Source organism: Niveispirillum sp. SYP-B3756 (assembly GCF_009495745.1).
In the GTDB taxonomy this organism is placed as follows: Bacteria; Pseudomonadota; Alphaproteobacteria; order Azospirillales; family Azospirillaceae; genus Niveispirillum.
The window spans coordinates 128,793-143,297 of sequence record NZ_WIDQ01000007.1; the positions used below are offsets into that span (position 1 = coordinate 128,793).

The 14,505-nt window shown below is 62.4% G+C and carries 11 protein-coding genes; all 11 read left to right on the forward strand.

Going from position 1 to position 14,505, the window contains the following annotated elements; genetic code table 11:
- The first annotated feature begins 129 nt into the window (after positions 1-129).
- The 11 genes from GE253_RS15660 to ileS all read left to right on the forward strand — a co-directional run bounded on the left by GE253_RS15660 (position 130) and on the right by ileS (position 14,505).
- The gene (locus GE253_RS15660) at positions 130-597 is read left to right on the forward strand and encodes an Hsp20 family protein (protein WP_348770873.1); all 468 of its coding nucleotides are present in this window, start codon (positions 130-132) and stop codon (positions 595-597) included.
- A gap of 118 nt (positions 598-715) precedes the next feature.
- On the forward strand, positions 716-934 hold the full coding sequence (locus GE253_RS15665) for a DUF1150 family protein (RefSeq protein ID WP_153205094.1): 219 nt from the start codon (positions 716-718) through the stop codon (positions 932-934).
- A gap of 411 nt (positions 935-1,345) precedes the next feature.
- Positions 1,346-2,008 (forward strand): transglutaminase-like cysteine peptidase, encoded by a 663-nt coding sequence (locus tag GE253_RS15670; protein ID WP_173012668.1) that lies wholly within the window; start codon positions 1,346-1,348, stop codon positions 2,006-2,008.
- Positions 2,009-2,399: 391 nt separating this feature from the next.
- Positions 2,400-2,609: a hypothetical protein gene (locus tag GE253_RS15675; RefSeq protein ID WP_153205096.1), complete on the forward strand. Its 210-nt coding sequence runs from the start codon at positions 2,400-2,402 to the stop codon at positions 2,607-2,609.
- A gap of 43 nt (positions 2,610-2,652) precedes the next feature.
- Complete coding sequence (locus GE253_RS15680; RefSeq protein WP_153205097.1) at positions 2,653-3,150, forward strand: RidA family protein; 498 nt, start codon at positions 2,653-2,655, stop codon at positions 3,148-3,150.
- A gap of 237 nt (positions 3,151-3,387) precedes the next feature.
- A complete protein-coding gene (locus GE253_RS15685; RefSeq protein WP_153205098.1) occupies positions 3,388-5,835 on the forward strand; it encodes a TonB-dependent receptor in 2,448 nt (815 codons plus the stop codon).
- 149 nt (positions 5,836-5,984) lie between these two features.
- On the forward strand, positions 5,985-7,556 hold the full coding sequence (locus GE253_RS15690) for a flavin monoamine oxidase family protein (protein WP_153205099.1): 1,572 nt from the start codon (positions 5,985-5,987) through the stop codon (positions 7,554-7,556).
- 17 nt (positions 7,557-7,573) lie between these two features.
- Positions 7,574-7,987, forward strand: a complete 414-nt coding sequence (locus GE253_RS15695; protein ID WP_153205100.1) for a cytochrome c — start codon at positions 7,574-7,576, stop codon at positions 7,985-7,987.
- A complete protein-coding gene (locus GE253_RS15700; RefSeq protein WP_153205101.1) occupies positions 7,984-8,541 on the forward strand; it encodes a GNAT family N-acetyltransferase in 558 nt (185 codons plus the stop codon). Before GE253_RS15695 ends, GE253_RS15700 begins: the two co-directional genes overlap by 4 nt.
- Before the next feature lie 141 nt (positions 8,542-8,682).
- Positions 8,683-11,184, forward strand: coding sequence for an HWE histidine kinase domain-containing protein (locus GE253_RS15705; protein ID WP_173012669.1), 2,502 nt, complete (start codon positions 8,683-8,685; stop codon positions 11,182-11,184).
- 120 nt (positions 11,185-11,304) lie between these two features.
- Entirely contained in the window at positions 11,305-14,505 is a 3,201-nt protein-coding gene (gene ileS, locus GE253_RS15710; RefSeq protein ID WP_153205103.1) for an isoleucine--tRNA ligase, read from the forward strand.

The following is a 14,505-nucleotide window of genomic DNA, read 5'->3' on the forward strand; positions in this document are numbered from 1 at the left end:
CCATGTAAGCAGAACTGAGGGGGCGTGGTGCCGGTGCGGGCCACATCCCCCAGGGCTCCCGTGCCGGAAGGCGGCTGCATCAGGCCGGTCCGGTGCGCGACAACTCGCTCTTGTTGAGGAGACAGTGCCGTGACGACCCGCCTTTCCCTGTTCAACAGCCCCTTCCTGCTGGGCTTCGATCAGTTCGAGCGCACGCTCGACCGGATCGCCAAGAACGCCAATGAAGGCTATCCCCCCTATAATATTGAGCAGACATCGGAAGATGGCCTGCGCATCACCCTGGCCGTGGCGGGCTTCACCGCTGAGGATCTGCAGGTGCAGATGGAGGATAACCAGCTGGTGATCCGCGGCAAGCAGACCGATGACAAGTCCCGCCTCTACCTGCATCGCGGCATTGCCGCCCGCCAGTTCCAGCGCAGTTTCGTGCTGGCCGAAGGGATAGAGGTGGTGGGCTGTGACCTGGATAACGGCCTGCTGAATGTTGATCTGCGCCGCCCCATCCCGGAACCCAAGGTGCGTACCATCAAGATCGGCACCCCGACGGAGGCGACACCCGGCGGTCGCACCATTGACGTTTCCCCGGAACGCAACGATTGAGCGGGCGGGGCCCTTTACCGCCTTTTTGTAAACCGGATATTCAGGATTTCCATGTCCTGATAGGGGCGGTGGGGGCGGAAGGTCCGTTCCCGCCGGCCATGGCCAGGAGTATGGCACCATGAACCAGACCAGCCAGTTTCTGCGCACCCTGACGGTGAAGGATTTTGCCGTGCTGGGCGTCAATGCAATCGCCTATGTCAAGCCGGTGCTGGCAGACGGCCAGCCGGCCTTTTCCATCCATGCCGCCGATGGCACCGCCCTGGCGCTGGTCCCGCGCCACGATCTGGCGCTGGCCACGGTGCGCCAGCATGATATGGAACCGCTGAACGTGCATTGATGCTGATCCCCGTGTAAGCGGGGGAGATGCGAGCTTCAACGGCGCCCCACCCGGGGCGCCGTTTTGCATTTGGGTGGTCGGCCCAAAGCCATAGAAAGAGATTTGTCAGCCAGACAATTTGCTGAATAGAAAATAATCGCGGCTGATGTAAATTTTAAAAACTGATCATCATTTTCAGAAGATTGTTCAATGTCTGCGGTTTTTGTACAAAGTATATCGCCATTGCGATATTGCAATGCGGCAAAAATCTTGCCGATCTCGGCTCCTGTGTCATTTCAACGTATGTGGCACATGGGTGTCACATACTGTTTCCTTGTGTTTATATGGTTAAAATTCCGTTACGGAAGTTGTGCACTGCCGCAGGCCACCTTTGCCGTTCCCGTCTCAGAGGGGGGCCAGCGGCGCTCCCCCTTGCCGTTTTTGGCCCTGATGGGCTTGGTGGGATTGGTCCTGGCGGCCAACACCCCGACGGCGCTGGCGATCGGCTGGGACGGGGCTGCCATGGCGCCGTTGCCGCAATACCGTACCTATTGCCAGACTTATGGTGACCGTGATCCTGGTTGCGCCGCCGCGTTGGGCGGGCGGTCTGCAACGCCACTGGGGGTGGACCGGTTGAGCGGCAAGCCGGACTCACTAACCATGGCCGTGCATATCCACCGCCAGGTGGTGGCCGATCTGATCTATGTGAAGGAGCCCAAGGATGTCTGGCAGGTGCTGGGCACCGTCGGCACCGGCATGACGGGCGATTGCGATGATGTGGTGATGACCACCATTTCCCGGCTGTTGCGCCGGGGCTATCCCCGTGCCGCCTTGCGCGCCACCATCGTGGAACTGCCCGAAGGTGGCGGGTATCACCTGATCCTGGGCGTGCGTATGCCGGAGGGGGAGGTGTTCCTGGATGATCGCCACCGCTGGCAGCGCACGGCGGCCGAACTGACGGCTGCCGGCTATCGCTTTGTGGCTCAGGAAGTGCCGGGCCAATCCCTCTGGCGCCGTCCGGGGCCAGCGTTGCCGTTGCCGCGCGCTGGGGAAACCGTCGCCGCCCTGGCGCAGGCAGCATCTCCTGGGGTTTGACGGGGTGTGTGCGGCATAATCTGCTTTTGCTTCAACCAAGGTCGATATTGTCTTTCGCTCTGACTTGTGGATTTGGCACTTTTTTTGCCAGTAAGGGGCGTGGTCCCCGGCAATGCCCCGCAAAATCCCCAAAAATCTGCATGAATTCTATGCGTCTGTCCTGAATTCAGGCTGCCTGCCCGCAGAATGGGCAGGAAAGCAGGTCGTGCTTGTGCGCGATCCGTGGCATTGGCTGGCCTTGGCTGCTGGCACGCTTGTTGCTGTACTTGATTTTCGTCAAGAGGTGCGGCTCTGCCGGGAAACTGGCGGTCCAAACGATTTCTCGGTTGGTTCCGCCCGCACCCTGTTGACGTGCTGTCCACCCGGACGCGGTTAAAGGACGAAGGATGACATGGCCAAACATGCTGTCAGGGTTGCGGTCCGGAATGTCGTCAAGGTGGTTGCGGTGGCACCACGCGCGGTGTCCGCACGGCCGGCCAACCTGCCGGGGATGGCACCGTCCGCCACTGGCCGGCCTGAACTGCTGGCCGGGGTTTCCTGGGATGACAGCCGCAAGGTCTGGCTGGTGCATCCGCCGGGCCGGGGACCAGACCAAGGCTAAACTGGCCCCGACGGCGAAACGATAAATTCAAACAGGAGGTTGGATGTTGAAGCGTTATCGCGGCCTGATCGGGCTTTCTATGCTGGCAGCGGCGGTGGGAACCGCCCAGGCCGAAGGGATCAAGCGCACCGATGTGCCGAATTTCCCCATCGCTTCCTCCGTTCTGGTGCCGGGCGGTTCGGACCTGATCTTCCTCAGCGGCACCACCCCGCCGGCGGTGAACAAGGAAGCGCCCAAGGGCAGCACCGCTGTTTTTGGCGATACCGAAACCCAGGCTTTCAATGTCTTCACCCGCATCCAGGAAACCCTGAAGGCCCAGGGCCTGACCATGGGGGATGTTGTGCTGATGCATGTCTATCTGGTCGGTGACCAGGCCAAGGGCGGGGCGATGGATTTCGAAGGCCTGATGAAGGCCTATACGAAGTTCTTCGGCACCGCCGAGCAGCCCAATAAGCCGGCCCGTTCCACGGTGCAGATCGCTGGGCTGGTGGTGCCGGGCATGTTGGTGGAGATCGAGGTCGTGGCCGCCAAGGCCAAATGACCCGACAGGGGCGGGAAGGCGAGGGGTCGCCCTCCCGCCCTTTTATTTTGAAAACATCCGCCGGCCGCACGGGTAATGCGGGCGGGGATGAAGTGGGGTCTGACGGGGGTTCAGTCCGAAAAATCGGCGCTCCCCCTGACGTCCCCCGAAAAGCCCGGCAAACGGGCGTCACGGGGATGGAAATCGCAACCGAGGAGGAATGAAACCAAAACCGAGTTGAACAGGGGACTTAATAAGATGCGGGTAAAGAACAGCACACCGGCTCAGCATCCGGCACTGCGCAAGATCGCCCTTGGCATTCTGTGCTCCTCCAGCCTTCTCCCCATCCTCGCCACGGCCCCGGCCGTGGCGCAGGAGATTGACGAGATCATCGTGACCGGTACCCGCGTGGCCAACCGCACGGCGACCGAAAGTCTGGCGCCGATTGATGTGTTCAGCCCGGCCGACATGGAAAAGCAGGCCTTCAGCGATACCAACGATATTCTGCGTACCCTGGTGCCGTCTTTCAATGTCAGCCGAAATGCCATTTCCGACGGCTCCACCTTCGTGCGTCCGCCGACGCTGCGCGGCCTGCCGCCTGACCAGACCCTGGTGCTGGTGAACGGCAAGCGCCGCCACCGTTCCGCCCTGGTGCAGCTGGGCGGTGGTGCGCTGGCCGCCGGCGCCCAGGCGCCCGATCTGGCGCAGATCCCGGCCATCGCCCTGAAGCAGGTGGAAGTGCTGCGCGATGGTGCCTCGGCCCAGTACGGGTCGGATGCCATCGCTGGTGTGATGAATTTCCAGCTGAAGGATGCTTCCGAAGGGGGCACGGCGGAAATCCAGTACGGGTCCACCTATGAAGGTGACGGCAACAATGTGAAGACGGCCGCCAATGTCGGCCTGGCGCTGGGGCCCAACGGTTTCTTCAATCTGTCCGCCGAATATAGCCAGAATGACGCGACCAACCGTGGGGTCCAGGATCCGCGTGCGCCGGCCACGAAAAAAGATCTGGCGATGAATTGGGGCTCCCCCGATGCGGAGGCCCTGCGCATTGTCTTCAATAGCGGCATCGACCTGACCGAGAATAAGAGCATCTATTTGTTCGGCAATTATGGCCGCAGCAAGAGCAATGGCAGCTTCTTCTATCGCCCGCCGGCCACCGATCATGCGGTGAATGGCCCGGTGCTGCCGGTGGCAGGTGATCCGGATGGTTTCACCTTCCGCGAATGGTTCCCGGAGGGGTTCACGCCGCGCTTCTATGGCGATCTGCGGGACGCCTCCCTGGTGGGCGGCTTCAAGCATGAGCTGGAAAGCGGCCTTGTCTATAATATCAGCGGCTCTTATGGCCGCAGCCAGCTGGATTACGACCTGAAAAACACGGTCAACCCCTCGCTCGGGCCGGCAAGCCCGCGTGAATTCTATGTCGGCCGTCTGGTGCAGGAAGAAACCAGCGCCAATATCGATCTGGCCTATCCGGTGGAAATCGGGCTGGCCAGCCCGATGAACCTGGCCGTGGGGACGGAATTCCACCGCGAGGTTTATGAGATCAGCCCGGGCGACACGGCCTCCTATACGGTCGGCCCCTATGCCTCCTACCGCGATCCGGTGACGGGTGCGCTCGTCGGGATGCCGATCGGTTCCAACGGCTATCCGGGCTTCCGGCCGGAAGATAGCGGTCAGTTTGCCCGCAACAACATCGCCTTCTATATCGATACCGAAACCGACATCACGGAGGCTTTCACTCTGGGTGTTGCCGGCCGGTACGAGGATTTTGATTATTTCGGCTCCACCTTCAACTGGAAGGTCAGCGGCCGTTACGAGCTGACCGACGATTTCGCCCTGCGTGGTTCGGTGAATACCGGCTTCCGGGCGCCCACGCCCGGCCAATCGCAGACCTCTTCCGTGCAGACCTATTTCCCGGCTGGCAGTTCCAGCCCGGTGGCGCGCGGCACCTATCCCGCCGCCAGCACCGTGGCGCAGTATTTTGGTGCCAAGCCGCTGAAGGAAGAGGAAAGCACGAATTTCGCCGGCGGTTTCGTTGCCAAGGTGGCCGATATCTCCCTGACGGTCGATTACTATAATATCAAGGTGAAGGACCGTATCGCGCTCTCCGGCGACTTCAACCCCACGGCGGCCGACCGTACCGCCCTGGCGGCGCTGGGCGTACCGGGTGCCAATACGCTGGGTGCCGTCAATTACTTCACCAACGCCTTCAATACCCGCACCCAGGGCGTGGATGTGGTGGCCAATACCAGCGTGGAGGTCGGGGACGGCAAGCTCGATCTGACGGCGGCGGCCAATTACAACAAGACCAAGGTGATCAAGCGCAATGCCTCGGTGATCGGGGATAACCGCGTCGCCGATCTGGAAAAGCAGTTGCCCAAGGTGCGCGGCAATTTCAGCGCCATCTATTCCATCGGCGAATTCTCCCTGCTGGGCCGCGCCAGCTATTACGGCAAGTTCACCGACACCGACAATTACGCCAAGACCTTCGGCTCGGAATGGCTGTTCGATACCGAGGTTTCCTACACCTTCTATGAGCAGGTCACCCTGTCGGTCGGTGCGCAGAACCTGTTCGACAATTACCCGGACAAGCTGAACAAGACGGCCGCCGGCACCTATGCGGTAGGGCAGGTTTATCCCGATACCTCCCCTGTCGGCTATGATGGCGGCACCTATTATGTCCGCCTGAAAGTGGCCTTCTGATCATCCAGCATGGCGGTGGCGCCATGGCTGCCACCGCCCCCCTCCTTTCCCGAAGCAAGGGGGCGACAGGACAGGCGAAAGCCTTTTCCCGCCCGCCCCTTCCGAGGCGAAGAATGGCTGTAGAGAAACTTCCCCTGCCGGCAGGCCGGATGACGCGTCGCCAGCTGCTGTCGATGATCGGCACGGCGGCCGGCAGTTCCGTGATGTATCAGGCGGCAACCTCCCTCGGGTTTGCCGCTGAGAGCGAATTCAAGGGACCGCCCGACCTGTCGGGTGCGCCCAAGGGCACGTCGGTACTGATCTTAGGCGCCGGCTGGGCCGGGCTGGTTGCCGCCTATGAACTGGGCAAGGCCGGTTACAAGGTGCAGGTGCTGGAATACCGGGAAAAGGCCGGTGGCCGCGCCTGGACCCTGCGCGGCGGCGATACCTATACCGAACTGGGCGGCTTCACCCAGAAGGTGGGGTTTGAAAAGGGGAACTACCTGAACCCCGGCCCCTGGCGCGTGCCCTACCATCATCGCGGCGTGATGCATTATTATCACGAGCTGGGCGTGAAGCTGGAGCCGTTCTTCCAGATCAATTACAACGCCTATGTCCATTCCAAATCGGCCTTTGGCGGCAAGCCGCAGCGCTATCGCCATGTGCTGGCCGATTTCAACGGCCATGTCGCCGAGCTGCTGGCCAAGCTGGGCCATAAGGGCGGGCTGGACGGCTATGTCACCAAGGAAGATCAGGAAAAGCTGCTGGCCGCCATGCAGGATTGGGGCGCGCTGGACGATAATTACGCCTATACCACCAATGCCGAAACCTCCAACCGGCGTGGCTTTGAAAAAGACCCCGGCGGCGGCCTGTCGGGCGAACCGATCCCGTCCAAGCCGATTGAATTCTCCCAGTTGCTGCAATCGGGCCTGTGGCGGGCGATCGGCACTGGTTCGGGCTATGAGTTCCAGACGGCCCTGTTCCAGCCCGAAGGCGGCATGGATGCTGGCCCGCTGGCCCTGGCGGAAAAGGTGAAGGACAAGATCACCTTCAATGCCAAGGTGACGGAAATCCATCAGGATAATGCCGGTGTCACCGTCACTTATGTCGATGCCAAGGCGGGTGGGGCGGTGAAGACGGCCAAGGCCGACTGGTGCCTGTGCACTATTCCGGCGTCCATCCTCTCGCAGATCAAGAAGAACGTCTCACCCGCCATGGGGGCTGCCATTGATGCGCTGCCCTATGAGGCGGCCTTCAAGGTGGGGCTGGAGTTCAAGCGCCGCTTCTGGGAACAGGATGAGGAGATTTACGGCGGCATCACCTATACTGACCTGCCGATCTCCGTCATCGCCTACCCCAACAGCCATTATGGTTCCAAGGGCAAGGGCGTGCTGCTGGGGGCCTATCCCTGGGGGCCGTTCGCCTATGAATTCGCTGCCATGGCGCCGGAGGAACGGGTGAAGAAATGCGTCGAATTCGGCGCCCAGATCCACCCGCAATACCGACAGGAATTCGATAATGGTGTGGCGGTGGCCTGGCACCGCGTGCCCTGGACATTGGGCTGTTTCGGGGCCTGGACAGAGGAAAAGCGCAAGCAGCATTACAAGGATATCTGCCAGATCGACGGGCGCCTGCTGCTGGCGGGTGAACATGTCTCCTACCTGCCGGCCTGGCAGGAAGGGGCCGTGCAATCCTCGCTTGATGCCATCACGCGCCTGCACCAGCGCATCATTGCCAAGTGACGGAAGGGAGAGACGCGATGAAGAACAGCCTGCTTTCCCTGGGTCTGGCCCTGTTGGCGCTAGGTACTGCCCTGCCGGCCAGCGCCCAGCGCACCGATGCCCAGACCAGTGACTTTGCCGATGCCCGCCGCTTCCCCTATCAGGATGGCGAGCATCTCTATCGTTCCATCTGTCAGGGCTGCCATATGCCCGACGGCAAGGGGGCGACGGGGGCCGGCACCTATCCGGCCCTGGCCAGCAACGCCAATCTGGAAGCGGCGGGATATCCGGTCCACATGGTGGTCAATGGCCAGCGGGCCATGCCGTCCTTCGGCTATCTGAGTGACGATCAGGTGTCCGCCGTGGTGAACTATGTTCGCAGCCATTTCGGCAACCATTACGGCGATGCCGTGACGGCCCAGGATGTGAAGGACAGCCGGCCCGCCCCATGAGTGAAAAAGTGATCCTGCAAACCCCCACGCTGCGGCTGGCCCGACCGGATGACCGGGCCAGCCTGGAAGCGCTGGTGGAACGGTCGGTGCGCGATCTGGGCCGGGGCTATTACACCCCGGCCCAGATCAATAGTTCGTTGAAATACATCTTCGGCATCGATGGCACGCTGATCGCCGATGGCACCTATTTCGTGGTGGAGGTGGCGGGGCAGCCAGCCGGCTGTGGTGGCTGGAGCTATCGCCGCACCCTGTTCGGTGGTGACCAGTTTAACGACCGTTCCCCCGCGCCACTGGACCCGGCGGTGGATGCCGCCAAGATTCGCGCCTTCTTCGTCGATCCCGCTTTCGCCCGCCGGGGGATCGGGCGGATGCTGATGCAGGCCTCCGAACAGGCGGCGCGGGCGGCGGGCTTCCGGGTGCTGGAACTGATGGCGACATTGCCGGGGGTGCCGCTTTATCAGGCGCTGGGCTTCACCGCGACCGGTGCGCTGGATCAGCCGGTGCCCGATGGCACCGTCGTGCCCTTTGTGCCCATGTGCAAGCCGTTGGGGTGATGCTTCGCAGGACAAACTTTTGGTAAGGCTCGGCCATTCCGGATAGACAGAGCTGCAGGCTGGTCAGATGGGGCCGAAATGGGCCAGGATCACCATGGTTGGACATGGCTATCCTGCCTTTCGCTGCCTCTGGTGCCGCCTTTGAGACGTCCGCTTGTCCTGCTGCTCCTGGCGGCGATCCTGTTACCCGGCACCACCGTGGGCCTGATCTCCTGGCGTGCCTATGAACATACGCTGGAAAGTGCACGCGACGACCGCCACCAGCAGGCCCGCGCGTTGCGCGAACATATGATGCGGGTGTTTGAGGCGCAGTCTCTGGCTATCGAACTGATCGATACCGAGTTGGGTGATACACCTTGGCCCGAGGTGGCAGAATTGCCCCGGCTGGATGTGGTGATCCGGCGGGTGGTGGAGCGGTCGCCCCATATTGAAAGCCTGTGGCTGATTGATCCGGATGGAAGGGTCGTGGAAGGCGGTGGCCCGGCGGAAGGCAATAAGGGTGCGCTGGAAATCGGGGATGATGTCAGCCGGCGCAGCTATTTCCAGGCACTACGCAAGGGGGCTGACACATATCTGACGGTGGATGCGGCCGAGCGCTCAGGCCCGACCGTCAGTTTCAGCCTGGCCCGGCGGCGCGGGGAGGAGCCACGGGGGGCAGTGTTCGACGGGGCCATCCTGGTCACCATCCAGCTTTCCTACTTTGAGCAGTTCTGGCGTGATTACCGCCTGTCCGACCAGGGCGTGGTGACCTTGCTGCGCGGCGATGGGGAATTGCTGGCCCGCTATCCGGTGCCGATTGACCGGCGGCTGTTACGGCTTCCCGCCAATTCCAGCTTCTTCCTGGCGCGGGCCAAGAATAATGAGGAGGGGGATTACCGCTTCAATTCCCTCATTGATGGGGTGGATCGTATCTACTCCTATGTGCGCATTCCGGAGATGGACAGCTATATCGTTGTCGGCACCGACCGTTCCGTCATTCTGGTGAACTGGTGGCAGGATACGCTGACCCTCTCCATCATCGCCCTGCTTCTGACACTGGCGCTGGTGGCAGCCGCCTTGCAGGCGATGCGGCGGGGCAGTGCCCTGGCCCATGCCAACCACCGCCTGACCGCCTTGACCGACGATCTGGCGGCGGAGGTGACGCGCCGGCGGGCGGCGGAAAGCACCCTGGTGGCGCGGGAGGAGCATGAGGCTGCCTTGCATCGCGCCAATGAGGCGCTGGGGGCGGAGGAAGAGCGGTTCCGCCTGCTGTTTGAAACCCTGACCCAGGGCGTTGTGATCCATGATGCTGCCGGGCGCATCCTGTCGGTCAATGCGGCGGCAGAGCAGATATTGGGCCGTACCCTGGCGGAAATGGTCGGGTCAGCCGGCGACGGGGTGGATTGGGGGGCGGTGGATGCCGAAGGCCAGCGTGTCGAGCGGGCCAATTTCCCCGTGATCCAGGCTCTGACCACGGGGCGGGTGGTGCATGGCGTGTCCATGGGCATCTACAATCCCCGCCGGTCGGAGCGGCGCTGGCTGGTGATCGATGCTGTGCCCATTTTGCGCTCGGGCGACAGCATCCCTTCGGGTGCTTATGCCGTGTTCAGCGATGTCACCGAGCGCCGGCGCGGCGAACAGGCCCAACGCCTGCTGATCCGGGAGGTGGACCACCGGGCGAAAAACGCGTTGGCCGTGGTGCAGGCGGTGATCCGGCTGACCAAGGCGGAAACGCCCCAGCGCTTTGTCGAGGTGGTGGAAGGACGGGTGGCCGCACTCGCCCATGCCCATACCATCCTGGCGATGAACCGCTGGGAAGGCGCCCTGCTGCGCCGGCTGGTGCAGGTGGAACTGGAAGCCTATGACGGACAGGATGGCGATGGCGGCAGGGTGGAGATCAGCGGCCCCGACATCACCGTGCGGCCGGAGGCGGCCCAGCCGCTTTCCATGGTGCTGCATGAATTGACCACCAATGCCGCCAAACATGGCGCGCTGGCCCAACCGGATGGCAGGCTTTGCGTGCGCTGGGCGGTGATTGATGGCGGCGATGCCATCCAGCTTGATTGGCAGGAAACGGGCGGCCCCGCCCTGGGTGATGGCCCCGCCCGGCGCGGCTTCGGCTCCACCATGATCGAAGCCAGTATGCGCCAGCAGTTGCAGGGCGGCATCACCTATGACTGGACGCATGACGGGCTGCACGCCACCATCCGTTTCCCCGCCGACCAATTGGCCCCGCTGGACACGCTGGCCCGCGGTGTACCGCCCGAGGTGGCGGTGGATGAGGATGATCTGCCGGTGGAACCGGCGGGCCAGACCGGCCCGCGTATCCTGCTGGTGGAGGATAATATCCCCTTGGGACAATTGTTCCGGGAGATGCTGGAGGCGCTGGATTACGCCGTCATCGGCCCCTACACCAATGTGCCCTCCGCCCTGGCGGCGGCGCATGGAAAGCAGATCGACGCCGCCATGCTGGATATTGAAATGAATGGCGCCCAGGTCTTCCCCGTGGCCGAAGCCCTGCGCCATCGTGGCATCCCCATGCTGTTCTGCACTGGTTACAGTGATGTGTGGGAACCGGAATGGGCCGATGTGCCCATTCTGCGCAAACCCGTTACCCTGCCGGCCCTGCGCGACCGGCTGGCGGCCCTGCTGCAACCGGCGTGATGCTTTCGGCAAGGTTGCCCTGCGCCCCGCCATTCTGGACAGCGTGCCCGCGCATCGTTACATGACAGTTGCCCCCAGGTGCGTCCGGCGCCGGGGCATTGTCCAATGCATGGGTGCGCCATGACCAACCAAGATTCCAGCTTCCGCCCTTATCCCGCCGCCGAGCCCAACCCGGATTTCCCCCGGATTGAGGAAGAGGTGCAGCGGATTTGGAAGGAAAATGGGGTCTTCCAGCAGTCGGTGGATTTCCGCCCGCTGGAACAGGATGGCAAGCACAATGAATTCGTCTTCTATGACGGCCCGCCGTTCGCCAACGGCCTGCCGCATTATGGCCATCTGGTCACCGGCTATGTGAAGGATCTGGTGCCGCGCTACCAGACCATGAAGGGCCGCAAGGTCGAACGCCGTTTCGGTTGGGACTGCCACGGCCTGCCGGCCGAGCTGCAGTCCGAAAAGGAACTGGGCGTTTCCGGGCGTCATGACATTCTGAAATACGGCATCGACAAGTTCAACGCCCACTGCCAGGTGTCGGTGCTGCGCTTTACCCAGGAATGGGAATATTACGTCACCCGCCAGGGTCGTTGGGTCGATTTCCAGAATGATTACAAGACCATGGACATCACGTTCATGGAAAGCGTGATGTGGGCCTTCAAGCAGCTCTGGGATAAGGGGCTGGTCTATGAAGGCTATCGCGTCGTGCCCTATAGCTGGGCCGTGGAATCGCCGCTCTCCAACTTTGAAACCCGGTTGGATAATTCCTACCGCGAACGGCAAGACCCGGCGCTGACCGTGCGCTTCCGCCTGGATGCGCGCGATGGCGATGCCGGCCCGCTGGACATCCTGGCCTGGACGACCACGCCCTGGACCCTGCCGTCCAACCTCGCTTTGGCCATCGGGCCGGAGATCGAGTACGCGGTCATGCGCAAGGGCGATGACCGGCTGATCCTGGCCACCAGCGCTGTCGGCAAATATGCCAAGGAGTTGGAAGGGTATGAGCAGGAATCGACGCTGACGGCGGAAGATTTGCGCGGCCGTACCTACGAGCCGATTTTCCCGTATTTCAAGGGGTTGGAGAAGGCGCACCAGATTCTGGTGGCGGATTTCGTCACCACCGGCGACGGCGTGGGCATCGTTCACATGGCCCCCGGCTTCGGTGAAGACGACTTGGCCGTCTGCAAGGCCCATGGCCTGCCGGTGAAGGTGCCGGTGGATGTGGCCGGCAATTTCACCGCCGAAGTGTCCGACTATGTCGGCTTGAATGTCATTGAGGCCAACAAGCCGATCATCCAGGATCTGAAGGCGCGGGGCGTCGTGCTGCGGCACGAAACCTACCTGCATAATTATCCGCATTGCTGGCGCACCGATCAGCCGCTGATCTACAAGGCGGTGAATAGCTGGTACGTGGAAGTGTCCAAGTTCAAGGACCGGATGGTTGAGCTGAACCAGCAGCAGATCAACTGGATTCCCGGCCATGTGAAGGATGGTTCCTTCGGCAATTGGTTGGCGAACGCGCGCGACTGGAACATCTCCCGCAACCGGTTCTGGGGTTCGCCCATCCCGGTCTGGCGCAGCGATGACCCCCGATATCCGCGCATCGACGTGTACGGCTCCATCGCCGAACTGGAACGCGATTTCGGCGTGAAGGTCACCGACCTGCACCGCCCTGCCATCGACCACCTGACCCGCCCCAACCCGGACGATCCGACCGGCCAGTCGATGATGCGCCGCGTCGAAGACGTGCTGGATTGCTGGTTCGAAAGCGGCTCCATGCCGTTCGCCCAGCAGCATTACCCGTTTGAGAACAAGGAACGGTTCGAGCGTAACTTCCCCGCCGATTTCATCGTCGAATATGTGGCCCAGACCCGTGGCTGGTTCTACACGCTGATGGTGCTGTCCACGGCCCTGTTCGACTGCGCGCCGTTCAAGAACGTCATCTGCCACGGTGTGGTGCTGGACGAGGATAAGCAGAAGCTGTCCAAGCGTCTGCGCAACTACCCGGACCCGGTGGAGGTGTTGAACAACCAGGGTGCCGACGCGCTGCGCTGGTATCTGGTGTCCTCGCCGCTGATGGTGGGCGGCGATCTGGCCATGCCCAAGGATGCGCGCGGCATTGCCCAGGCCCTACGCCAGGGCGTGCTGCCGCTGTGGAACGCCTATAGCTTCTACACGCTCTACGCCAATATCGATCAGGTGAAGGGCACCATCCGCGCCGACCAGAAGGGTCTGCTGGATCGCTATATCCTGGCCAAGACGCGGGAATTGGTGGAAGGCATTGAAGGCAGGCTGGACAGCTACGACCTGCCGGGTGCCTATGCGCTGGTCGCCGGCTATTACGACGCGCTGAACAACTGGTATATTCGCCGTTCGCGTTCCCGCTTCTGGCGGGAAGTGGGCGAGGGGGAGGCCCAGGCCCAGGATAAGCGCGATGCCTATGACACGCTCTATACCTGCCTGGTGACGGTGACCAAGGCGCTGGCCCCTATGCTGCCGCATGTGACGGAGCGGATTTATACCGCTTTGACCGGCGAAGCCTCGGTGCATCTGGCCGACTGGCCGGATGTGTCGCATCTGCCGTCTGATCATGAGCTGACCAGCCAGATCGACCTTGTGCGGGAAATCTGTGCCGCCACCATGTCGCTGCGCGAAGCCAAGAAGCTGCGCATCCGCCTGCCGCTGCGCACGCTGACCATTGTTCACCCGGATGCCGATGTGCTGAAGGGCCAGTTCGATGCCGTGCTGGGGGCGTTGGTGGCGGATGAGGTGAATGTGAAGCAGGTGCTGGTGTCGTCTGACATCAGCCTTGTCGGCACCCGCCAGTTGGCGGTGAACGCCGCCATCGTCGGCCCCAAGGTCGGCCCGAAGATGAAGGAAGTGATGGCCGCCTCCAAGCAGGGCAAATGGACCGACAAGGGCGACGGCACGGTTGAACTGGCCGGTGTTGTGCTGGAAGCGGGTGATTTCGACATCCGCATCCAGGCCAAGGAAGGGACCCACGCCGCCCGCTTTGCCGGCGGCAAGGGCGTGGTGGTGCTGGATGTGACCGTGGATGCGGAACTGGAAGCGGAAGGCTGGGCGCGCGACTTCGTGCGCGCCGTACAGTCCACCCGCAAGGATTCGGGCTTCCAGGTCACCGACCGCATCACCATCACCACCCAGGTGCCGGATGCGGTGGCGGGGGCGCTTGCCACCCATGCGGAAACCATCAAGCGCGAAACCCTGGCGCTGGATCTGGTGGTGAACCCGGCCAGCCTGCCGGAAGGGGCCGTTTCCGTTGATCTGTCCGGTGCCAGCATCGAACTGGCGCTGGCCAAGGCCAACTGA